This window comes from Arthrobacter sp. D3-18, from assembly GCF_054408525.1.
Window position 1 is genome coordinate 3,724,526 of sequence record NZ_CP096440.1, and the last position, 23,949, is coordinate 3,748,474.

Consider the following 23,949-nt stretch of genomic DNA (forward strand, 5'->3'; position numbering starts at 1 on the left):
CCGCCGGTTACCACCGGTCCATCTCCCATTCATTCCGTCATGTTCTGCTATGCCCGAGCTAAAGGTTTACCCCGGAGTAACTTCCGGAACGCCCGCTTCACAAGACAGCGTGCGTCGTCCACAGGGCCCTACAGGGCTCCCTAATGAAAGTTAGAGCGGATGCATCAACAACATTGGAAATTAGTTGCAGGAACGGTCCTGTCAGTCGGGTTGCTTGCAGCACCACTGACGGCTGTCCCGGCCCTGGCCGCGGACGATCCGTCCGCGGCCGGCACCTCACCGGTGGTGATCAACGAGGCCTATCTCAGCGGTGGCAGCAGCGGTGCCGCCTTCAAGAATAAGTTCGTGGAACTCTACAATTCCTCGGACGCACCGGTCAGCCTGGCTGGCTGGTCGCTGCAGTACCGGTCCGCAACGGCCACGGCGGCACCCACGGGGGTCACCCCTCTGACGGGCAGCATTCCCGCGAAGGGGTATTTCCTGGTTCAGGGCGCCACCAATAGCGGCACTTCCACGGCACCGGCGCTTCCCACAGCCGATGTCCAGGCAACGGGTACGCTGAACCCCGCCGGGACTGCTGGAACCCTGGTTCTGGCCAAGCAGCAAACCGCGGTCTCTCCGCTTCCGGCGGGGTCGGTGACGGGCAACGCCGCCATCGCTGATCTTTTGGGCTACGGCGCCTCCAACACCTTTGAGACCGCCTCTGCCACCGCACCTACCAGCAACGCGGACGTCAAGAGCCTGAACCGCGCCACTGGTGTGGACACCGACTCCAACGCCGCAGACTTCAGCCTCAATGCAACCATCACCCCCACTGCCTCCGGCGGCGGCGGAACCCCGCCGGTTGACCCTCAGCCGGAGCCGGGCGTCAAGACCATTGCCGAGATCCAGGGAACAAGTACGGCAAGCCCCTTTGTCGGCAGCACCGTGACCACCCACGGCAAGGTCACCGCTGTCTACGCAACCGGCGGCTTCAACGGCTACTACGTACAGACCGCCGGAAGCGGCGGTGAAAGCGCGGGGGCGGCAAGGACGGCGTCGGACGCTTTGTTCGTCTATTCACCCTCAACGACGTCAGCGGTCCAGACCGGCGACTACGTGCAACTCACCGGTGTCGTCAGCGAGTTCGCCAGCCAAACCCAGCTGACCGTTGAGGCGGCAGGGTTGCAGAAGCTCACCGAGGCTGCGCCGGAGGTAAAGTCCACGCCGTTCACGCTGCCTGCCAATGAGGCCGCGAGGGAAAGCCTGGAGGGCATGCTTCTGGCTCCCCAGGGTGACTTCACGGTCACGGACAACTACTCCCTGAACCAGTACGGCGAGATCGGCCTCGCGGCCGGCACTTCACCGTTGGTGCAGCCGACGGCGGTGGCCACCTACGGTTCGCCTGAATACGCCGCGGTGGTTGCCGACAACGCGCTGCGCGGCATCAAACTCGACGACGGCGCGTCCACCAACTTCCTCAAAGACGCCACCACCAAGGCTCAGCAGTTGCCGTATCTGACCACATCGGATCCTGTACGTGTTGGCTCACCTGCGCAGTTCCGGACCGACGTCATCCTGGGCTATGGCAACAACTCATGGAAGTTCCAGCCCCTTACCGCGCTCACTCCGGCCAACGCCGAGTCCGTCCAGCCGGCAAGCTTTACTGCAACCCGTCCCGAAGGTCCCGCGGAGGTAGGAGGCAACCTCAAACTGGCTTCCTTCAATGTGCTGAACTACTTCCCCACCACCGGTGACCAGCTGGCTGGCTGCGTTTTCTACACCGACCGCGACGGCAACCCCATCACGGTCAAGGAAGGCTGCAACGCCCGAGGTGCAGCCAACGCCGAGAACTTCGAGCGCCAGCAGACCAAGATCGTTGCCGCTATCACCAAGTCCGGCGCCGACGTCGTATCCCTTGAAGAAATCGAAAACTCCGCACAGTTCGGTAAGAACCGCGACGACGCCCTGTCCAAGCTGGTGGACGCCCTCAACGTCAAGACCCCTGGGGTCTGGGACTACGTGCGCACACCCGCCAACGCTCCCCCGCTCAGCGACGAAGACATGATTCGCACTGCATTCATCTACAAGAAGGCAGTGGCCGAGCCCGTGGGTGAGTCCATCATCCACAACGACACCGTGGCCTTTGCCAGTGCGCGCAAGCCCCTCGCACAGCTCTTCAAGCCGGTTGGCGGAGATGACGACAAGAAGTTCATCGCGATCGTGAACCACTTCAAGTCCAAAGGCTCTGCCGCCACCCCGGATGACACAGACAAAGGCCAGGGAGCCTCGAACATTGCCCGTACAAAGCAGGCAGAATCACTCCTCGCCTTCTCCAAGGACCTCCAAGCGTCCAAGGGCACGGACAAGGTTTTCCTGATCGGTGACTTCAACGCCTATGCCAAGGAAGACCCGATCAACGTCCTCACCGCAGCCGGCTACACAGACCTCGAAGCGGGTACAGGCAAGCACTCGTACCTCTTCGGCGGCATGGTGGGCTCCTTGGACCACATCCTGGCTTCCCCGGCCGCCCAAAAGGTTGTCACCGGAACCGACATCTGGAACATCAACTCCGTAGAGTCCGTCGCGCTGGAGTACAGCAGGTATAACAACAATGTGACCAACTACTATGCCGGGGACGAGTTCCGGGCCAGCGACCACGATCCCGTGGTGGTGGGCTTGAACCTGACCGCTGACGAGCCGGCAACCGTTGACCTGCAGTTCCTGGGTATCAACGACTTCCACGGCCGGATCGACTCCAACACAGTCCTCTTCGCCGGAACGGTTGAGAAACTCCGCGCTGCAGCAGCTCCTGGCGCTACGGCCTTCATTTCTGCCGGTGACAACATCGGTGCTTCCCTCTTCGCTTCTTCGGTGGCGAAGGACCAACCCACCATTGATGTCTTGAACGCGCTCGAGCTGCAGGCTTCGGCTGTGGGCAACCATGAGTTCGACGGCGGGTGGGCGGACCTGCGCGACCGCGTCGCAGCTGGAGGTACCAACGCGAAGTTCGCCTACCTCGGCGCGAACGTCTACCAGAAGGGCACCACCACTCCTGTCCTGCCGGAGTACAAGGTCCTGGACATGAACGGCATGCGGGTGGCAGTGATCGGTACTGTCACGCAGGAAGTTCCTTCCCTGGTGACCCCCGCTGGTATCGCCGATCTTGAGTTCGGCGACCCTGTGGAAGCAATCAACCGGGTGGCCGCAAAGATCAAAGCCGAAAACCTGGCCGACCTCATCGTCGTGGAAAACCACGACGGCGCTGCATCGGGAACGCCTGAGGGCGCCACGTTGGAGCAGGAAGTTGCAGCCGGCGGACCATTCACCAAGCTGGTCAACGAAACCACTCCTGACGTCGCCGCCATCTTCACGGGTCACACGCACAAGGAGTACGCCTGGGACGCCCCGGTACTGGACGCCAACGGCCAGCCGACCGGCAAGACCCGACCCATCGTACAGACCGGCAACTACGGCGAGAACGTGGGCAGCGTGACCCTCACCGTGGATACCGCAAGCAAGTCAGTCACTGCTTACAAGGCCGCCATTGTGGACCGGACAACCGATACCGCTGAAAGCCTCGTAGCAGCCTACCCACGGGTGGCGACTGTGAAGACCATCGTGGACAAGGCCCTCGCCGAGGCTGCCGTCATCGGCAACCAGTCGGTGGGCGCGGTGACCGCTGATATCACCACGGCCTTCACACCCGATCCCGCTGGCGGTGCCCCCAAGCGGGACGACCGCGCGAACGAATCCACGCTCGGCAACCTGGTGGCGGACTCCCTTGTGGATACGCTCAAGGCGCCCGAACTGGGTGCCGCGGAGATCGGCGTCGTGAACCCCGGCGGGCTGCGTAACGAGCTGTACTACGCGCCGGACGGCACTATCACCTACGCCGAGGCCAACGCGGTCCTGCCGTTCGTGAACAACCTCTGGACCACGTCCCTCACAGGTGCGCAGTTCAAAACACTCCTGGAGCAGCAGTGGCAGACCAATGCTGACGGGACCATCCCCAGCCGCCCCTACCAGCAGCTGGGAGTATCCAAGAACGTCAACTACACCTATGACGCCGCCCGTCCCGCAGGTGACCGCATCACCGGCATCTGGGTCGACGGCGCTGTGATCGATCCTGCTAAGCAGTACAGGATCGGAACATTCAGCTTCCTGGCTACCGGCGGTGACAATTTCCGGATTTTCAAGGAGGGCACGAACACGAAGGACACAGGCCTGGTGGACCGCGATGCGTGGATCAAGTACCTGCGCGAGCACAATCCTGTCTCACCGGACTTCGCACGCCGTTCCGTTGCCGTGGCCAACACCACAGCGGCTGAGGTCAAGTCCGGCGACTCCATTACCTTGGCCGTCACCAAACTGAACCTCACCTCGATCGGCAGCCCGACCAACGCAACGCTGAACGCGGTGTTCGTGGACGCCAAGGGCGCCGCGGTGGCGCTCGGTTCCGTCCCCGTGTCCTCAGGGGCGGCCACAGTGGACCTTAAGGTTCCCGCCGCGGCGGTTGCAGGCACCGGCACAGTGGTGCTCACCGCCGTCGAGAGTGGAACGGTGGTGAAGGCGCTGGTCCAGGTGGCTGAGAGCGGGCCGAATCCGCCGCAGTGCACCGCCCCTACCAAGCCGTCCAAGTGGTACGACATCGCAGGATGGCTCCGGTACGCCTTTGCCTGGCTGGAGTATCAGAGGTGCCTGAGGGGCTAACGCCCTGACCCATCCGGCCTGCCGGAAGCAACAGCAGGGCCCCTCACGATCTTCTTCGTGAGGGGCCCTGCGTTTTATGATTTACTGGCGGTTTCCGGCCAGACTGATGTGCGTCACCGGCCGAGTATGCTACGTGCTATCTCATCGGCATCGCGGAGGGTCCGTTGGCCGCTCGCATAGGCAGGTCCGGTGCGCGGACGGGCCTCAGCGGCAATGGCTGTCCCCCACTGCGACGCAGACAGTTGGAGGCCCAGGACATACAAGTTCCTGGTGATGGAACCATTTGCCCCCAGAGGCCTGTAAGGATGCGGTTCAACGTCAAGGCCTGTGGTCTGCATGGGTGTGCCCTCAACACTCATCATGATCTTGGTGCGCACCAGCCCATCGGCCATGAGCTGTTCCAGAAGGGGCGACAGGTTGATGCCCACCCTATTGGCCGGCGACATCGCCTCCACAAGAGTCCTTGCTTCAACCGGAGCATCGTGGACCCACGGCGAAACCGCCCGGAACACCTTGGCTCCACGGTCCACGCTGAACTTCGGGTCAGGTCCTACGAAACTCACGACGCCGGCACGCGCCAAAGCGGCCAGCTGCTCCGAGCGCAGCGCAGGTGCTCCGCTTGCCAGACCTTCAACAAAAGATTCGAACCAGCCGCGCAAACCACCCAGCCACGATTCATCGGTGATTCCCCCGTCCGCTACTACGGATTTGAGGATCGCCCTCCCAGTGTGGAGGGCACCGATCGCCATCTTGACAGGGTCCGCCTCGCCCAATGCTGATCGTCGGGCATCATCATCAAGGTACGCCGTGATGGCTGCGTCCAGCTCGCGCCGGGAAGCGAAGGTCCGCCCGGCGAGCGGCGCCGCGAGCCCCCGTAGGTTCAGCCGGCGGGAGGCGACGACGTGTTTTTCCACGACGTTTCCCACCTCGATTTCCCAGTTCGCGGTGGTGTGCGCATGCGGTTGAAGCGCATCCTCAAGGTCGGCGAGGAACTGCGCGGGGTCCTTGATCGCGGCGGGCTGGGACCGCGCAAGCGTTGAGTAATAGGCCCAAAGCGCATCCCGGTGAAGCAGCGGCCAGAGGTCATGATCGAACCCCGGCTGGATACCGGCTGCGCGGAAACGGTCCACGGCGTCTTCTGTCAGGTAGCGCATGGTGATGCTGCTGGGGTAATAGCCGGCCAGCCCGGCCTTCGCGCGATAAGGGGTGCCCCTGCGGGACGCTGCAATGATCCTGGGCTCCCGGCCCGACGACCGGTACTCGAGAATACTCGCGCCGGGCGTACCAGCCTCGACGAACTTGCCTCCGCGCCCCTCCGTCAACTGGCCCATGACATCGAAAAAGTTCAGGCCCATGCCACGGACCAGCACGGGTTCGTTGTCCGGCACTGCCTGCCAATCAACATCGGCAGGCGGCGCGGGCGGGAAGTACATGAGGCCCTGTTCCTGCGCGGCGCTCTTGAAGGCCCGTTGCTCGGGGTTCAGCCGGGACTTGATGTGGCCCAGAGCGAGGACCACGGAACCGACGGTGAGCGTCTCGCCGTTGTCGAGTTCGACGTCGAACCCGTGTTCCTTTACGCCCTTCAGGGGCTGCGCAGCGACGGCGAGCGCCTCGTGAAAGGTGACCTCGACGCCGTCGGGAAGCCGTTCCAGCAGCGCTGCCAAAGTTTGGCGCAGGTACCGCCCGTACAGCGCGCGACTGGGGAAGTCGTGCGATTCAAGGGTTGCTAGTTCAGCTTTCTCGGCATCGTTCAGCCCTTGGCCATCACGACGACGGGCCTCCCGCCACTGATCGAACGATCCACCCGCGAGCGGCGGTGCGAGCTGAGGGTCCTCGGGGATGAGGGTGGGATAGAACGATTGGGTGTTCATCAAGTAGAGGCGTGACTGCTCCGGCTGCCACACGTGCCCCGAACCGGCAGGGTAGGGGTCCACAACGTCAATGTGAAGGGTGGTTCCTGGCGGGCTGTCCGCAGCCCAATTCGCGAGCAACCGCTCGAGGACACTGGTGCCCCGAGGGCCGGCCCCGATCAGGGCAACACGGTTGGTTTGGGATTTAGCCACACTCAAGCCTAACTTCCTATGACTTGCTTCCTGTTGAAGAGTGTTGCTTGGATGGGGCGATGACCACCACAGAAGCTGATCAGTCGCCACTCCCCGAGAACGAGACCGCCCCGGCCCCCGGCCCGCGGCATGCAGCGGATGTCGCGCCTGAGCCCACGGATGAAAACGTCTGGCTTGAGGACATCCACGGCGAAGAGCAGCTGGCGTGGGTGCGCGAGCAGAATGCCCGCACTGAGGAACTGCTGGAGGATGCCGAGTACGCGGCCGTTGAGGCCGGCATCCTGGAGGTCCTCGACTCCACCGATCGCATCGCAATGGTCTCCAAACGCGGGGATTTCTACTACAACTTCTGGAAAGACCAGGAACACCCCAAGGGCCTTTGGCGTCGAACCACGTGGGAAAGCTATCTCACCGAGGAACCGGAGTGGGATGTCCTGCTGGATATCGACGCCCTTGCCGCCACCGAAGGCGTTGAGTGGGTCTTCCATGGTGTCGGCTTCCTCCGTCCTGCCGACGGCTCCGAGTACCGCCTGGCCATGGTTTCGCTCTCCCCCGACGGCGGCGACGCTAACCGCCATCGCGAGTTCGACGTCGAATCCCGCACCTTCGTGGACGGCGGCTTTGACGTGCCCACAGCCAAGGGCAACGTCAGCTGGCTCGATGCCGACACTTTGCTCGTGTCCAGCACGGCGGACGGGCTCCCCGCAACTACGTCCTCCTATGCCCGGACCGGGGTGAAGCTTCGCCGCGGCCAATCGCTGGCCGAGGCAGAGCGCCTCTTCGAAATCCCGGAGGACCACATGTTGGCCATGGTGGCCCACGATTCGACCCCGGGCTATGAGCGGACCTTCGCCGTGGACTACATCGACTTCTACAACCGGAGTACGTCCCTGCTGCGTGGCGGCTCCTGGGTGGCAATCGACGTTCCCACGGATGTGAACATCAGCGCCCACCGGGATTGGCTGCTGTTCCGTCCGCAGAAGGACTGGGATGTTGCCGGTGTTCTCTACCCTGCCGGGTCCTTGCTGGCCGCGGACTTCGAGTCTTATCTGGCGGGTTCCCGGTCATTGCTGGTCCTGTTCACGCCGGATGCCCACACGTCGCTACAGTCCTGGAGCTGGACCAAGGACTACCTCCTGCTGAACCTCCTGCGCGATGTGTCTTCCGAAATCCGGGTGCTGGATCCAGCCCGTCCCGATTCTGAAGGCGGCTGGGCCTCCACCGTCCTGGACGCCTGCCCTCCCCTGCATGACGTCAATGCCTATGCCGTGGATGATGAAGACCCGGGCGCTGAAGGCAATGATTTCTGGCTGGTGGCCACCGGCTTCACCACGCCCACCACCCTGACCAGGGGGACACTTGTTGCCGGCGCGGCGAGCCGGCACGCCGAGGTGAAGCGGTCGCCGTCGTTCTTCAACGAGGCCGACTACGAAGTCCAGCAGCACTTCGCTGTTTCTGACGATGGGACCAAGGTTCCCTACTTCCAGGTCGCCTCCAAGGACCTGGTGTTGGACGGCCAAAACCCCACCCAGCTCTCCGGCTATGGCGGGTTCGAAGTTTCCCGGACTCCGGCCTACAGCGGAACCATTGGTCGGGCATGGCTGGAGCGCCGCACCCTGGGTGTATCCTCCGACGACGGAGCTGCCGCACACTCACGCGGCGGCGTCTACGTTGTTGCCAACATCCGCGGTGGTGGCGAATACGGTCCGTCCTGGCACCGTGCAGCACTCCAGGAGAACCGGCACCGTGCCTACGAAGACTTCGCGGCCGTGGCGAAGGACCTCATCTCGCGGGGCGTCACCAGCCGCCGTCGACTCGGCTGCGTAGGCGGTTCCAACGGCGGCCTTCTGGTGGGCAACATGCTGACCCAGTACCCGGAACTGTTCGGGGCTGTTTCCTGCGGGGTGCCGCTCCTGGACATGCGCCGCTACACCAAGCTCTCCGCCGGATACTCCTGGATCGCCGAATACGGTGACCCTGATGTTCCGGTCCAGTGGGAGTTCATCCGCACTTTCTCGCCGTACCACTTGCTACACGACGGTGTGGAATACCCTGAGACCTTCATTTGGACAGCCACCTCCGATGACCGTGTGGGACCTGTGCAAGCCCGCAAAATGGCGGCGCGCATGCAGGCCATGGGCATCCCGAACGTCTGGTTCCATGAAGCTCTTGAAGGCGGCCACGCGGGCGCCTCTGACAACAGGCAGGCGGCGGCGCTTCAGGCCCGGAGCAACCACTTCCTGTGGCGTTCCCTGGCTGGAAGCAACTGACAGGGAGCTGTTTTGCGCTAGACGGCACCTTCTGCGTATCCTTGGTGGGCTAGCAATAGCAAAGGGAGACGTGCCAGAGCGGCCGAATGGGCTTCACTGCTAATGAAGTGTGGGGCACAACTCCACCGGGGGTTCAAATCCCCCCGTCTCCGCGAATGGGTCCCGGTTTTCGAACCGGGACCTTTTGCGTTTAAGCCCGCTTTACTCCGCCGCTGACTTCCGCTCCGGCATGACGATGGAGGGCAAGGCTATCCCCCGTGCTGATCAGCATCAGGAGGGCCATGGCAATGAACGCCCCCTTGTACCCCGCCACGTGGTCCGCCCCCAACACCTGCGTGGCTTCGAACAGGCGCAGGAACAGGGCACCCACCGCGATGCCTGCCGCCGCCGCCAACTGAACGAGCGTCGCAGAAATGGCGTTGGCTGAGGGCAGCTGGCCCGGGACGATGTCTGCGTACTGTACGGAGGCGTACGCGGAAAAACCGATGGAACGGAATGCGCCGCTGAACAGCAGCAACGCAAAGATCAGTGGTTCCGGTGTTTGGGCGTCGAGGAAGGCGCACAACGCAAATGTCACTGCTGAAGCAAACGAGGCAAAGACGAGCACCGGCTTGAACCCGAATCGCCTGATGAGTGGCGTGGTGGCTGGCTTGATTCCGATGTTGCCCACGAATACTGCGGCAACCATGACACCGGCTTTGAGGGGATCCCAGCCAAAGCCGTCCTGGAACATCAACGGCAGCAGGAAAGGGACCGAACTAATGGTCAGCCGGTAAATGAAGCCGCCAGTGGAAGTCGCCCTGAAAGTCCTGGTTCCAAAAACGCTGAGGTTGAACAGGGGAACGCGGGCTTTCCTCATCCACCACACGGCACCACCCAGGGACAGCACCCCGGCAGCAACCACCGCCACAGCAAGCACATTGGACGCGTGGCCTCCCAAGGTCTCCAGCCCCACTACCAAAGCACCCACGCCCAGCGTGGTGAGCAGCAGCCCGAACCAGTCCAGCCGACGCTTCGCATCAAACTGTGTTCGCGGCACCAGCCTGAGGGCGGCAATGAAGGCGGCCAGGCCGAGAGGGACGTTGATGATGAAGATCCAGTGCCATGACAGGAAGGTGGTGAGAGCACCACCCACCATCGGGGCCAAGACCGGGGCCAACAAGCCCGGCCACACAAGATATGCGGTGGCGCGGAGAAGCTCCGATTTGGGGGTGCCCCTCAACACCACCAGGGTGCCAACCGGAACCATCATGGCTCCGCCCACGCCCTGGGCCACGCGGCTCACCGTCAGCATTGTCAGGTCCGTGCTGATGGCGCAGAGCAGGGAGGCGATGGTGAACACCGATATCGCCAGACAGAAGATCCGCCTGGCACCGAACCGCTCGGCAAGCCAACTGCTCAAAGGAATTCCCATCGCCACCGTCACCAAATATGCGGTCATGGTGATGTTGATGTCTGCCGGCGCTACCCGGAAATCGGAAGCGATGCTGGGGATGGCAGTGGTGAGGATGGTCCCGTCGAGGAACTCCATAAAGAACGTTGCCGCCACCAACAGGGCCAGCCGTGGTCGCCAACTGGTCTCGTTGGCCGATTCGACGTCCGTGTTGGGTTTTGTGCTCATGGCTCCGGTCCAAGTTCTGGCTGGTGGCCCGCGACAGGCGAGCAGGCGTGTTTGCTCGATCCTATAGACGCAGGGTGGGAGCGATCACAACATGACGTAGTTCTGCTGACCTTGGTCGGCCCGCACTGGCTCGCGCGGGCGTCCTATCCGGCTTGGGCCAGCGCCAGCGGCAGCACTGCACCCACTCCGGCTTGGCGCAAGGCACGTGCAGATACGGTCATGGTCCATCGGCTGTCTATGAGGTCGTCAACCAGCAACACAGGCTGTCCACCCGTACCCGCCAACGCCTGGGCAAGTTCGGGGCCAACAACAAGCCTGTCCCAAACACCGGCCAGCCTGTAAGCGCTGTTGCCCCCGCGGGCCCCCGTCGGCCCCCCGTGCTGGGGCTGCAGCTGGCCGAGGTACGGCATCCGTCCTATTCCGGCAATTCCCTGTGCCAGGGACTCCACCAGCTGCGGCTTGCTCCGGGACGGGATGCTGATGACCGCCGCGGGTCGTCCGACGCCGCTCCACGGAGTTCCGCCTTCAGCTCCCGACCACTCGCGGAGTACTTGGACACAGGCCTGCAGCATGGCAGGATCCACGTCCCGATCCGGAGCCCCGGCCGCGAATAACTCCCGTAAAGCACCACCCCAGCCCAAGTCGGTAAGCCTGGCCAGGATCCGCCCTTCGGAAACGCTCTCGTCGGGCTTGATCTTTCCCTTGACGGCCACACCGAGCCGGTCCATGCCACTGGGCCACTGAACGCGCGGCTCCACGGCTATGCCCGCACGTCGAAGTGTTTGGCCTGCGGCGTCGGCTGCCGTCGCTGCCACGTCCACCGGGAACCAGCGGCCGGCGCAGTTGTCGCAGCGTCCGCAAGCTGCTGCCGTTTCGTCGTCCAAAACCGAAGTGATGTATTCCATGCGGCAGCCGGCCGTGTCCTGGTAGATCACCATGGAATCCTGCTCATCCACACGGGCCTCGGCGATACGTGCATAGCGCTCGGCGTCATAGTTCCACGGCTTCCCGGTGGATCGCCAGCCGCCTCCAACGCGCTCTACGGCTCCATCAACTGCCAGGACTTTGAGGAGGAGTTCCAATGGCGTGCGCCGAAGGTCCACCCTGGCTTCCAGAGCGACCGTGGACAGGGCGGAGCCTGCTTCCCCGAGCACCCTCAGCACAGACTCGGCCTTCTCGGCCGACGGCATGGACGCTGTGGCGAAGTACTGCCAGATTTCACGGTCTTCGGAGCCCGGCAGCAGCAGGACGTCAGCATTGGCTGCTCCGCGGCCTGCGCGGCCCACCTGCTGGTAGTAGGCAACAGGTGACGAGGGGGCACCAAGATGGATCACGAAACCGAGGTCCGGCTTGTCGAATCCCATTCCCAAGGCGGAGGTAGCCACAAGAGCCTTAACCTGGTTGTCCTTTAACAGCTGTTCAGCACGTTCCCGGTCTGCAGGGTCCGTCCTCCCTGTGTAGGACAGGACGTTGTGCCCGGCCTCCGCAAGAAGCCGTGCAGTGTCCTCGGCCGCCGAGACGGTCAGGGTGTAGATGATGCCACTGCCGGGCATGTCGGCGAGGTGTGTCAGCAGCCACCCCAGCCGATCCCTGGAATCAGGCAGGGTAAGGACACCTAGCCGCAGCGATTCGCGCCCGAGCGCGCCACGTATGGTCAACACTCCAGCGCCAAGTTGTTCCTCAATGTCATGGACCACCCTGGAATTGGCCGTGGCTGTGGTGGCCAAAACGGGAACTGACTTTGGCAACTGTGCAATGAGGTCCGCGATGCGGCGGTAATCGGGGCGGAAATCGTGTCCCCAGTCCGAGATACAGTGTGCCTCGTCAATCACCAGGAGCCCGGTGCGACGAATGAGCTCCGGAAGCTGGTTCTCCCTGAAGGAGGGGTTGGTGAGCCGCTCCGGGGAGACCAAAAGAACATCGACCTCATCCGCGGCAAGCTGGGCCAGGACCGTGTCCCATTCCAACGCGTTGGCGGAGTTTATGGCGACGGCCCGCACTCCTGCCCGGGCAGCTGCGGCCACTTGGTCACGCATGAGCGCAAGCAACGGCGACACGATCAACGTTGGACCGGCGCCCCGCCGGCGCAACAGCAACGACGCCACGAAGTAAACTGCTGATTTCCCCCAACCTGTGCGCTGGACTACCAGCGCCCGGCGGCCCGCATCCACCAACGCCTCAATGGCCTCATATTGTCCGTCGTGGAACTGCGCTTCGGGGTGGCCCACCAACTCACGAAGGCACGCCAGCGCCTGCTGATGGGTAGGTGTTTGCACGGAAACGGCAGCGTTTGGGGAGTTGTTGGCCATCAACCCAGTATTCCAGCCGACCCTGACAGCCAGAACCGGGGTGTCCTGCTATGTGGAAAACCGCTATCCACAGGTCATGTATTCAAGTTCAACCCCAACTGCGTTGCCACAGTAGGATTGAGCCCGTGACTAGCGAGCAGAACAAAACATTCGACCTCTCGGCTTCCTTCAAGGCGTACGACGTCCGGGGCATCGTGGGTGAAACCATCACGGCTGAAATCGTCGAGGCCGTTGGCGCTGCCTTCATCGACGTCCTGGGTTTGGAGGGTGAAACGGTACTGGTTGGCGGCGACATGCGTCCCTCCTCTCCGGAGTTCAGCCAAGCCTTTGCCAACGGGGCAGCCACGCGTGGCGCGAACGTCCAGTTGCTGGACCTCATCTCAACCGACGAGCTCTACTACGCATGCGGGGCCCTGAACGCTGCGGGCGCAACGTTTACCGCCAGTCACAATCCGGCCGCGTACAACGGGATCAAGATGGCCAAGGCAGGCGCCCAGCCCATCTCTTCTGAGAGCGGGCTTAAGGAAATACAGGCGCTGGCTGAGCAGTACCTGAACACCGGCATCATCCCCGCAGCAGCCACCCGTGGCGAGATCGGCGTCCATGACGTTCTGAAGGACTACTCCGAGTACCTGCGGAAGCTCGTGGACCTTTCCGGCTCCCGCCCACTGAAGATTGTGGTGGATGCAGGTAACGGCATGGCCGGCCTCACCACGCCTGCCGTACTCGGCGACAAACTCCTCCCGGCGCTGCCCTTCGAAATTGTTCCCCTCTACTTCGAACTCGATGGTTCGTTCCCCAACCACCCGGCCAACCCCTTGGAGCCGGAAAACCTGCGCGACCTTCAGGCCGCCGTCGTCAAGCACGGCGCCGACATCGGCCTCGCGTTCGACGGCGACGCGGACCGCTGCTTCGTCATTGATGAAAAGGGCGAGCCCGTTTCCCCGTCTGCGATCACCGGCATGGTGGCCCGTCGTGAGATCGCCCGCGCCCAGGCTGCAGGGGAAGAGACCCCGGTGATCATCCACAACCTCCTCACCTCCAAGGCCGTTCCCGAGCTCGTAGCCAAGGACGGCGGCCGTGCCGTACGGACCCGGGTGGGACACTCCTTCATCAAGGCCGTCATGGCCGAGGAAGCTGCCGTGTTCGGCGGTGAGCACTCAGCACACTTCTACTTCCGGGATTTCTGGAACGCTGACACCGGCATGCTTGCTGCCATGCACGTCCTCGCTGCTTTGGGTGAGCAAGACGGCCCACTCTCCGAACTCGGCCGCCAATACGAACCCTACGTTTCCTCTGGCGAGATCAACTCCGAGATCGAAGACAAAGCCGGCGCCGTCGAGCGGGTTCGCGTTGACTTCGAAACCGAGGACATCGACATCGACCACATGGACGGCAGCACGTTCACGGCCAAGGACGGCAGCTGGTGGTTCAACCTTCGCCCGTCCAACACCGAGCCCTTCCTGCGCCTGAACGCCGAAGCCAAGGACCAGGCGACCATGGAGAAGATCCGTGACCGCGTCCTTGCGCTGGTTCGGGCCTAGGAACGGGCCGGCATGACGCAGATTCCGTCCGAGGATCGAACCTCGCCCGAATCCGAATTGGCTGCAGTCGTGGCCGAAGCCCTTAAACTGGCCGACGCTCAGTTGGTCATCAACAAGAGTTTTGCCCCGTTCGTCTTCATGCTCGGCACTGACGGCACCATCCACCGCGGCGAAGTCCCCAAGGAAATTCAGGGGACCATGCCCCCGGACCCGCTGCTGTCCGTGAAGCTGACCATTGATCTCTTCTCGGGCAATGCCGAAAATCTCCTCGCGATGGTTGCTGTACTGGACCCGCAGGCGGGCAAGAACGAGGACACGCTCCACTTCTGGGCTGAACACCGCAGTGGCATCAGCCAAATCATCCGTGTGGATTTCACCCGCAAGAAGTTCCTGAAGCACCCCGTCTTGAGTGACCCCCGGGTAGAAGCCCAGGAACCCTACGTATGGGCTGGCGGAGCCGCTCCTGCGGAGGAATGGTGGCATGAAGGACTCTCCGAGCAGGCCATTCAGGATGTTTTCGACCTTGTAGGCGTCGCGGTTCCTTTCGCCCAGGATCAGTTGAGTAAGAACGGCGCGTTGGCGCCATATGGTGTCACCACCGATCTCACGGGTGAGATCGGGCATCATATGGGCTACCAAGAGCCCAACGAAGACGGCGAGGTTGATTCGGAAGAGTCCCTCCAGCTCTTGACAGACGGTTTCCGCCAAGACGTTGAGTCGTTGCGCGGTACGTGCGTCATCAGCGATGTCCGCGTCCGCCCCAGTGACGGCGAAGGCGCTGCCTTTGACGCTCTCAGGCTCCACTTAGAACACACCGAAGGTCTCTCGATGCTGATCCTGAAACCCTACGAAGTCGACGAACAGTCCCGGAGCGTCGCGTTCGGTGAGACAGCAGTAACGCCCACGGCTGCACGGGTGTGGTCCGCATGAGCGAGCCCACCAACGCGCCGGATGAGGGCGAGTCAGTCCAGGAACGCGAACTCCGCGAGACCTTGGGCACAGCACTTGGAACCGCCCAGGAGCACATCCAGCAGAACGGTGGATTCTTCCCGTTCGGCATCACGCTCTCGAACGATGGTGAATTGCGGATAGTGATGATTGCCCCAGGCGAGCCGGACGAGAACGGCGACGTGGATGCGGGCCAGATGTTGACCGACATCCATGAACTACTGCGGCAAGGCCGCGATGATTTCAAGGCTGTAGCTGTTGTGAGTGACGTCAGCCTGCCGGATCATGGTTCTGACGGCATCCATGGTGCCGCCGAACACCGGGACGGCGAAGTCCTCGCGGCAATCATTCCGTACACTCCCACGGTGGACGGTTTCGCATTCCGTGCCATGGAGCCCGATACCCACGAACCATCCATCTGGGTGGACTAGACCTTATCCGTGAGCTGAGCCCATGAAAATCAACGCCTTCGCAGATGTCAGTCTTCGCGCAATCATGGTCTTGGCCGCGGCTCCAGACGGCATGCTGCTGACTACCCAAGCGGTGGCGGACGCGGTGGGGACACCGTACAACCATGTCAGCAAGGCGATGGTCCGCTTGCGTGCACTGGGTTACATCGACGTTGAACGCGGGCGGCTGGGTGGTTCCCGGCTCAATGAATCCGGTCGGAGGGCCACCGTCGGCGAAATCCTTCGGCATCTTGACAGCCGGCAGGATCCAGCAGAGTGCCAATCCCCCACCAAGAACTGCCCGCTCATCAATGAGTGCGGGCTGCGCCATGCGATGAACCGGGCCAGGGAAGCCTTCTATCGCGAGCTCGATGCCGTGGTTATTGCGTCCCTCCCCCATGCACGGCAGATGAACCCGGTGTTCCAATCCATCGGGCTCCGGCCGGAGTTCAGGACCCCCGCGGCACAGTCTTAGTCGTAACAGGCACAACAGCACCTCCAAAAGCCGGCCCTGTCAGGTTTGCAGAACTCTACGCAGTGTAGAAATTGGGATATAGATATAAGCATTCCAAATGCCTATATGTGCGGTCGAGCAAACCGACCCCTACAGCCAGGAGAACCATGCTCTCGGAAAAGTCCCGCCCCATCATTGAAGCCACGCTGCCGCTGGTTGGTTCACGGATCGGCACGATCACCGTCGACTTCTACAATCGACTCTTCACCGCGCACCCTGAGTTGCTCGATGGACTCTTCAGCCGCTCCAACCAGCGTTCCGGAGATCAACAGCGGGCGCTGGCCGGGAGTATCGCCACCTTCGCCACCCACCTCATCAACAACCCGGGCACCCTTCCGGAAAAGGTACTTTCCCGCATTGCGCACAAACACGCTTCCCTCGGAATCACCGAGGATCAGTACGCAGTGGTCTACGAACACCTCTTTGCAGCCATCGCCGCGGATTTGGCCGACGTCATCACTCCGGAGATCGCCGAAGCATGGACAGAGGTGTACTGGCTCATGGCAGATGCCCTGATCAAACTGGAGAAGGACCTCTACGCAGCGCAGGCGAACAACAAAATGTGGATGCCGTGGCGCGTAACCCGCAAGGAACCGGCAGGCACTGATGCGGTGACGTTCACCTTGGAACCGGCAGACGGCACCCCGGTCACGCCAGCAAAGCCCGGTCAGTACGTCAGCGTCAAGGTCCAACTCCCCGATGGCTTGCGCCAGGTGCGCCAATATTCACTATCCGGCGACGCGGGCATCCGTCGGACCTTCACTACCAAGTTGAACGACGGCGGTGAGGTGTCCACCGCCCTTCACACCGGCGTCGAACCCGGCGACATCCTCGAAATTTCTAACCCTTACGGGGAAATTACCCTCAGGAACGGTGCCGGCCCTGTCATCCTGGCCTCTGCGGGCATTGGCTGCACCCCAACGGCTTCCATTCTGCGGTCGCTTGCGGAGTCGGGCACGGATCGGCAGGTCTTGGTCCTTCACGCCGAGAAGACCATGGAGAACTGGGCACTCAGCGGCCAGATGACCGCCGACGCAGCCCGGATCAACGCAGACCTGCAACTTTGGCTCGAGTCTCCCCATCCCGGAACCAACCACGGCTTTATGTCTCTGCGTGAACTGGACATGCCCGCAGACGCTTCGCTTTACCTTTGCGGCCCCCTCCCCTTCATGAAGAAGATCCGCGATGAAGCCATCGATGCCGGAATTCCAGCCACCCGTATTCACTACGAAGTGTTCGGCCCGGACGTGTGGCTCGCCAGCTAGGGCAGGCACTCGAACGGGGACAATAGTTCCAGCACGACGGCGGCCCGCCACCTTCCATTCAAAAGGTGACGGGCCGTCGTCGTTCACTTAAGAACGCCGTTGTTCCTAAGAGGTCTAGCCCAGACGGGTCTTGAGACCGTCCAGTTCGGACTGAAGTGCCGCCGGGAGCGACTCGCCGAAGTTGGCGAACCATTCCTCGATGGACGCGAGCTCGGTTGCCCATTCCTCGGGGTCGACACGAACGGCCGACTCAACCTCGGCCGGGGTCATGTCCAGGCCCTCGAGGTCGATGGATTCACCGGTCGGCACGAAACCGATCGGGGTTTCCACGGCGTCAGCCTTGCCCTCGAGGCGCTCGATAGCCCACTTGAGCACACGGGCGTTGTCTCCGAAGCCAGGCCAGGCGAAGCCGCCTTCAGCCGTCCGACGGAACCAGTTGACCAGGAAGATCTTGGGCAGACGCTCCGGGTTGGCCTTGGCGGACAGGTTCACCCAGTGGTTCAGGTAGTCACCTGCGTCGTAGCCAATGAACGGCAGCATGGCCATCGGGTCGCGGCGGACCACGCCAACGGCACCGGCGGCAGCAGCCGTGGTTTCGGAGGACAGCGTGGAACCCATGAAGATGCCGTTTGACCAGTCGCGGGCCTCGGTGACCAGCGGGATGGTGGTCTTGCGACGGCCACCGAACAGAATCGCGGACAGTTCCACGCCTTCCGGGCTGAAGTACTCTTCGGCCAGCATGTCGATCTGGTCGATCGGCGTGCAGAAGCGCGAGTTCGGGTGGGCAGCGGGTGCGTCGGAGTCCGGAGTCCAGGACTCGCCGCGCCAGTCGGTCAGGTGTGCCGGAGTTTCCTCGGTCATGCCTTCCCACCAGACGCCACCGTCGTCGGTCAGTGCAACGTTGGTGAAGATGCTGTTGCCCTTGGCGATGGCGCGCATGGCGTTGGGGTTGGTGCCCCAGCCAGTGCCCGGAGCAACGCCGAACAGGCCGGCTTCGGGGTTGACGGCGCGGAGCTCGCCTTCCTTGCCGAATCGCATCCAGGTGATGTCGTCGCCAAGGGTCTCCACCTTCCACCCCTTGATGGTGGGGTCGAGCAACGCGAGGTTGGTCTTGCCGCAGGCGGAGGGGAAAGCGGCGGAGACGTAGTAGGTCTTCTGCTCGGGGGAGGTCAGCTTGAGGATGAGCATGTGCTCAGCCAGCCAGCCTTCGTCGCGGGCCATTACCGAAGCGATGCGCAGGGCGTAGCACTTCTTGCCCAAGAGGGCGTTGCCGCCGTAGCCGGAGCCGAAGGACCAGATGGAGCGCTCTTCGGGGAAGTGCACAATCCACTTGTCGGTGTTGCACGGCCATGCGACGTCGGCCTGGCCGGCTTCCAGTGGTGCGCCAAGTGAGTGGAGGGCCGGAACAAAGAAAGCATCGGTCTGCGTGATGCGGTCCAGGACGTCCGTACCGATGCGGGCCATGATTCGCATGGAGGCCACAACGTAGGCGGAGTCGGTGATCTCGACGCCAAACTTCGGGTCCTCGGCATCCAGGTGGCCCATGACGAACGGAATGACGTACATGGTGCGGCCACGCATGGAGCCGGCGAAGAGTCCGCGTAGCTTCTGCTTCATCTCGGCCGGGGCCATCCAGTTGTTGGTGAAGCCTGCGTCGCGCTCGTTCTCCGAGCAGATGAAGGTCTGCTCTTCTACACGGGCAACGTCAGCGGGGTCAGAGAACGCCGCGAAGGAATTCGGGAACGTTTCCGGGTTCAGCCGCTTCAGCGTGCCGGCCTCGACGAGTTCGTCGGTGAGCTTCTTGTTTTCTGCTTCGCTGCCATCGACCCAGTGGATGCGGTCCGGCTGAGTCAGCTCGGCAACTTCCTCAACCCAGGCCAGCAGGCGTGCATGCGTAGTAGGTGCCTTCTCAAGCAGCGGCAGTCGCGCCAGATCGCCCATTGCGGTTCCCTTCCTCGGGTTCAGTGGTGTGTCCTAAACGATAGGGGCCGCGGACCAGACCAATCCGCTGTCAGACATCGGACATCCAAGGGCGCATGAAGTGAAAACCGCTAGAAATCAGGGTTCAATCATCGAAGATGCTAAATTTAAGTGACGAAGGTCACGTAGACCGGTCTAGTTGCGCAGATTACAGCTTTTCGATTTGGAACTTCACATGAACTTCTGTAAAGTTTATTGAGGTTCGAGGGGGTCAGAGAAACAGACCGCCGAGAATCACACGAAATGCGCCCATAGCTCAGCTGGATAGAGCGTCTGTCTACGGAACAGAAGGTCAGGGGTTCGAATCCCTTTGGGCGCACAGATCAAAACCCGCACCGGTTCGCCGGTGCGGGTCTTTTGTTTCTCCGAGGGAACCAAAGTAAGTAACAGTTAAGGCCGTTTAGCAGGCTCAAAACGGCATAAACTGCTACCTACTTGGGTGGGCTCAGGCGAAAGGTGACCCGCACGCAGAAACGCAAGGGCCGCCGTCGTACTTTTCAAGGAAGTACGACGGCGGCCCTTTCCGTTAAGGTGCGGAGCGTTTACTCCCCCACGGCCTCGCTGATGCGGCGGCGGATGCCGTCGAAGTGCCGGTTGAGCAGTTCAGAAGCCGAAACCTTGTCGCCGGCAGCAACTGCCGCATAGATACTGCGGTGCATTGCAGCGGTTTTTGCCAAGTCCTCGTTGCCTGGGCCAATCTCTACGTGAATCTTCCGATAGACCTTCCAAAAGACACCCATGAGGTTGATCAGGAGTTCATTGTTGAGGGGTTCGAACAGCCTGCGGTGGAACTCGGCATCAGCGGCGACGAAGTTCTCGCCAGCTGCAGCCAGATCTTCCATCTGCTTCACGGCTTCCTCGATGGAGGCCAGCTGTTCCTTGGTCATGACATCCATGGAGGACCCAATAAGCCCGGATTCGAGAGCTTGGCGTACATCTACCAGCTGCAAGGCTTCAAGTCCCTGATGGCGAAGCGAAAGCCGGCCGCGGAACGTCAGTCCGTCCGCCAGGGCGTCAAAGTTGCTCGGTGCCACGAACATGCCGAAACCATGCCGGATCTCGATGACACCCAAGGCTTGGAGAACTTTGAGAGATTCGCGGAGCGTGTTTCGTCCCACGCCAAGCGCGGCAGAGAGCTCACTTTCGGTCGGCAACGGGTCGCCTGCCTCAAGCTCGCGCTCAAGGATCAATTCCATAATGTCCGACTGCAAGGCGCGCAGCCGGGCCTGTGCACTGAACCGCGCCTGCGGAACCACACCGGAAGTTGTCATGGCTTTCTCCTTGCCGATGCACCTGCCCCGGGCTCCGGCAAAAGCCAGCTTGGGAAGCGGGTGCGGTGTTAATATTGAGGCGAGCCTAGTGCCCACCCAAGAATGAGTGACTCGCAACATACAATATCGGATGTCCCACCTCCCCGATAGCTAACAGCCGGGAATTCCCTGAGATTTCCCCCACGGACCGGCCGCAGCCGGCAATTCCTTAGACACACAGCCGCACAGCAAGCGTGTTTTCTCACTTGACGTTCCGTTGTGACCGCCCTTACAGTTTCACTACGAGCATCGGACGTCCTACATCCGATAACCCACGAAACGCGAATGGTGAGGCACCTTATGAGCAAGACGATCCAAAGCCTGCCGCTGGTCAACGACGCCAGCCGCCGGAACTTCCTGAAGCTAAGCGGCGCAGTTGGTGCAGCAGCCGCCTTCACGGCAACCCTCTCCGCGTGCGGCGGCGCCGCCAGTACCACCACCGGCTCAACCACCAACACCGCGGCCGTCAACAAGGACCTCATCATTGAGGCAGGCATCTCCTACGCACTGTCCACCGGCTTCGATCCCCTGAGCTCGTCCGGAGCCACACCGATGGCAGCTAACCTTCACATCTTCGAAGGCCTCATTGAACTCCACCCGGCCACGCGTCAGCCCTACAACGCCTTGGCAGCTACGGATCCCAAGAAGGTCAACGACACCACCTATCAGGTGACCATCCGCGACGGCGCCAAGTTCCACGACGGCTCCCCCGTCACCACCGAAGACGTCGCTTTCTCCTTCACGCGCGTCATGGACCCGGCGAACAAGTCACTGTTCTCCCAGTTCATCCCCTTCATCCAGGACGTCAAGCCGCTCGATGCAAAGACCGTGGAATTCACGCTCAAGTACGCTTTCCCCGGTTTCGGACCGCGCATCTCTGTAGTGAAAATCGTCCCCAAGGCACTCGCCACCGATCTGAAGGCGTTCGACGCCGCACCTGTCGGCTCCGGCCCCTACAAGCTCGTTTCCGCCGTAAAGGACGACAAGATCGTCTTCGAAGCATTTGCCGATTACAACGGTCCTAAACCTGCACTGGCCAAGGGCATGACCTGGCTGCTGCTCTCCGACGCAGCAGCGCGCGTTACCGCAGTCCAATCCGGCCGCGTCCAAGCCATCGAAGACGTTCCCTACCTGGACGTCGACGGCCTGAAGTCCAAGGTCAAGGTTGAATCCGTCCAGTCCTTCGGCCTGTTGTTCCTCATGTTCAATTGCGCCAAGGCCCCGTTCGACAACAAGCTGGTCCGCCAGGCCTTGCACTTCGGCATGGACAAAGAATCCATCATCAAGAAGGCCCTGTTCGGCAACGCCAAGGCCGCGACTTCCTACTTCCAGGAAGGACACCCGGACTACGTCAAGGCCAAGAACGTCTACGGTTTTGATACTTCCAAAGCTGAGGAACTACTGAAGCAGGCGGGTGTCACCAACCTGGAGTTCGAGCTCCTCACCACGGACACCGCCTGGGTCAAGGACGTTGCCCCGTTGATCCTTGAATCCTGGAACAAAATCCCGGGCGTCAAGGTCACCGTCAAGAGCATCCAGTCCGGCGCCTTGTACAGCGACCGCGTTGGCAAGGGTGACTTCTCCGTGGTGGCGGCCCCGGGCGACCCCTCGGTGTTTGGCAACGATGCAGACCTTCTTCTGAGCTGGTTCTACTCGGGTGCAACCTGGATGGACAAGCGCGCATTCTGGACCACCCCGGAGCGCACCCGACTGCAGGAACTCATGAACAAGGGCTCGCAAGCTTCGGGTGAAGAGGCCAAGAAGATCGTCGGCGAAATCGTGGACATGGTCTCGGACGAAGTTCCGCTGTACCCGGTGTTCCACCGCCAGCTACCCAGCGCCTGGGACGAGAAGAAGCTCAACGGCTTCCAGCCCCTGCCCACCACCGGCCTGTCGTTCATCGACGTCGGACGAACTGCCTAAGCACCCTTCGAGTTGTGAGGCCTGCTCTGCGGCCTAAATCCCCCAAATAGCCCGCAGAGCAGGCCCCACAACCAGCAGCACCCAACCAACCGGAGAACAAATTGGTCACGATATTGCGTCTGCTTGGCCGCAGGCTTGCAGCATTGCCATTGATGATCCTGGGCATCACGTTGCTCGTCTTCCTCGTCCTGCAGGCCGCTCCCGGCGACCAGGCAAGCTCGGCCCTCGGCGACGGTGCCAGTGAAGAAGCGAAGCAGCAGTACCGCCAGGAAAATGGCCTGAACGATCCCTTGGTCCTGCAGTACTTCCGATTCCTCGGCAAGCTCCTGCAGTTCGACCTCGGCGTCACTACCCCGCCGGCCAAGTCGGTGGCTTCCATGATTGGCTCGGCGTTCCCCCTGACGTTGCAGCTCACCTTCCTGGGTGTCCTCATCGCGATAGTGCTCTCGCTCGCCTTCGGCATCCTCGGCGCCCTCTACCGCGACAAGTGGCAGGACCAGCTGGTCCGCGTCTTCTCCATCGCCGCGATCGCCACGCCGTCATTCTGGCTGGGCATCCTGCTCATCCAGTGGTTCGCGCTCGGTGCCAACCCGATGTTCCCCTCAGGCGGAATTGCGACGCCGGAATCCGGCTTTGGCGGTTGGCTCAACTCCATGGCCCTCCCGGCTTTGGCGCTCGGCATCCCTGTATCAGCGTCCCTGATCCGCGTGGTCCGTACCTCCATGGTTGAAGAACTGGACCGCGACTATGTCCGCACCGCTATCGGCAACGGCGTCCCCTACCGCGAAGTCGTTTCAAAGAACGTCCTCCGCAACGCGCTCGTCACCCCGGTGACGGTGCTGGGACTCCGCGTGGGCTACCTGCTGGGTGGCGCCGTCGTGATTGAAATGATTTTCGCCCTGCCCGGCATGGGCCAGCTGATCCTCAACGGCATCACCAACCTGGACGTCAACCTTGTCCAGGGCGTAGTGCTCACCATCTCGGTCACCTTCGTTCTGGTGAACATCGTGGTGGACCTTCTCTACCTGCTCATCAACCCCCGAATCAGGACGGTATAGCTC

General features: G+C 62.1%; 14 protein-coding genes and 2 tRNA genes. 11 read left to right on the forward strand and 5 right to left on the reverse strand.

Annotation, left to right across the window (positions count from 1 at the left end):
* Window positions 1-159 precede the first annotated feature (159 nt).
* Window positions 160-4,692, forward strand: a complete 4,533-nt coding sequence (locus M1D89_RS19255) for an ExeM/NucH family extracellular endonuclease (RefSeq protein ID WP_498646025.1) — start codon at window positions 160-162, stop codon at window positions 4,690-4,692.
* 113 nt (window positions 4,693-4,805) lie between these two features.
* On the opposite strand, the gene M1D89_RS19260 is transcribed toward M1D89_RS19255, so the two are convergent.
* The gene (locus M1D89_RS19260) at window positions 4,806-6,755 is read right to left on the reverse strand and encodes an FAD/NAD(P)-binding protein (RefSeq protein WP_498646027.1); all 1,950 of its coding nucleotides are present in this window, start codon (window positions 6,753-6,755) and stop codon (window positions 4,806-4,808) included.
* Window positions 6,756-6,814: 59 nt separating this feature from the next.
* Between M1D89_RS19260 and M1D89_RS19265 the strand changes: the two genes are divergently transcribed.
* A complete protein-coding gene (locus tag M1D89_RS19265; RefSeq protein ID WP_498646028.1) occupies window positions 6,815-9,025 on the forward strand; it encodes a prolyl oligopeptidase family serine peptidase in 2,211 nt (736 codons plus the stop codon).
* A 64-nt stretch (window positions 9,026-9,089) separates the two neighbouring features.
* A tRNA-Ser gene (locus M1D89_RS19270) sits at window positions 9,090-9,177 on the forward strand.
* Window positions 9,178-9,215: 38 nt separating this feature from the next.
* Here the strand turns inward: M1D89_RS19270 and M1D89_RS19275 are convergent.
* Together M1D89_RS19275 and M1D89_RS19280 are read right to left on the reverse strand one after the other, a co-directional pair.
* Window positions 9,216-10,646, reverse strand: a complete 1,431-nt coding sequence (locus tag M1D89_RS19275) for an MFS transporter (protein WP_498646030.1) — start codon at window positions 10,644-10,646, stop codon at window positions 9,216-9,218.
* A gap of 143 nt (window positions 10,647-10,789) precedes the next feature.
* Window positions 10,790-12,955: a RecQ family ATP-dependent DNA helicase gene (locus M1D89_RS19280; protein ID WP_498646032.1), complete on the reverse strand. Its 2,166-nt coding sequence runs from the start codon at window positions 12,953-12,955 to the stop codon at window positions 10,790-10,792.
* Window positions 12,956-13,080: 125 nt separating this feature from the next.
* Here M1D89_RS19280 and M1D89_RS19285 point away from each other — a divergent pair, with 125 nt between their 5' ends.
* From M1D89_RS19285 to M1D89_RS19305, 5 genes are all read left to right on the forward strand, one after another.
* Window positions 13,081-14,499: a phosphomannomutase/phosphoglucomutase gene (locus M1D89_RS19285; protein ID WP_498646034.1), complete on the forward strand. Its 1,419-nt coding sequence runs from the start codon at window positions 13,081-13,083 to the stop codon at window positions 14,497-14,499.
* Window positions 14,500-14,511: 12 nt separating this feature from the next.
* Window positions 14,512-15,429, forward strand: a complete 918-nt coding sequence (locus M1D89_RS19290; RefSeq protein ID WP_498646035.1) for a hypothetical protein — start codon at window positions 14,512-14,514, stop codon at window positions 15,427-15,429.
* Complete coding sequence (locus M1D89_RS19295) at window positions 15,426-15,878, forward strand: hypothetical protein (RefSeq protein ID WP_498646037.1); 453 nt, start codon at window positions 15,426-15,428, stop codon at window positions 15,876-15,878. Before M1D89_RS19290 ends, M1D89_RS19295 begins: the two co-directional genes overlap by 4 nt.
* Before the next feature lie 22 nt (window positions 15,879-15,900).
* Entirely contained in the window at window positions 15,901-16,371 is a 471-nt protein-coding gene (locus M1D89_RS19300; protein WP_498646039.1) for an RrF2 family transcriptional regulator, read from the forward strand.
* Between the two features lie 146 nt (window positions 16,372-16,517).
* Window positions 16,518-17,675 (forward strand): globin domain-containing protein, encoded by a 1,158-nt coding sequence (locus M1D89_RS19305; protein ID WP_498646040.1) that lies wholly within the window; start codon window positions 16,518-16,520, stop codon window positions 17,673-17,675.
* Window positions 17,676-17,789: 114 nt separating this feature from the next.
* On the opposite strand, the gene M1D89_RS19310 is transcribed toward M1D89_RS19305, so the two are convergent.
* A complete protein-coding gene (locus M1D89_RS19310; RefSeq protein ID WP_017198121.1) occupies window positions 17,790-19,616 on the reverse strand; it encodes a phosphoenolpyruvate carboxykinase (GTP) in 1,827 nt (608 codons plus the stop codon).
* 284 nt (window positions 19,617-19,900) lie between these two features.
* Between M1D89_RS19310 and M1D89_RS19315 the strand changes: the two genes are divergently transcribed.
* A tRNA-Arg gene (locus M1D89_RS19315) sits at window positions 19,901-19,974 on the forward strand.
* 223 nt (window positions 19,975-20,197) lie between these two features.
* Here M1D89_RS19315 and M1D89_RS19320 read toward each other — a convergent pair.
* Window positions 20,198-20,926, reverse strand: coding sequence for a FadR/GntR family transcriptional regulator (locus M1D89_RS19320; RefSeq protein ID WP_498646043.1), 729 nt, complete (start codon window positions 20,924-20,926; stop codon window positions 20,198-20,200).
* A 324-nt stretch (window positions 20,927-21,250) separates the two neighbouring features.
* Here M1D89_RS19320 and M1D89_RS19325 point away from each other — a divergent pair, with 324 nt between their 5' ends.
* Both M1D89_RS19325 and M1D89_RS19330 read left to right on the forward strand, forming a co-directional pair.
* Window positions 21,251-22,888, forward strand: a complete 1,638-nt coding sequence (locus M1D89_RS19325; protein WP_498646045.1) for an ABC transporter substrate-binding protein — start codon at window positions 21,251-21,253, stop codon at window positions 22,886-22,888.
* Between the two features lie 101 nt (window positions 22,889-22,989).
* A complete protein-coding gene (locus M1D89_RS19330; RefSeq protein ID WP_498646048.1) occupies window positions 22,990-23,946 on the forward strand; it encodes an ABC transporter permease in 957 nt (318 codons plus the stop codon).
* Window positions 23,947-23,949 lie beyond the last annotated feature (3 nt).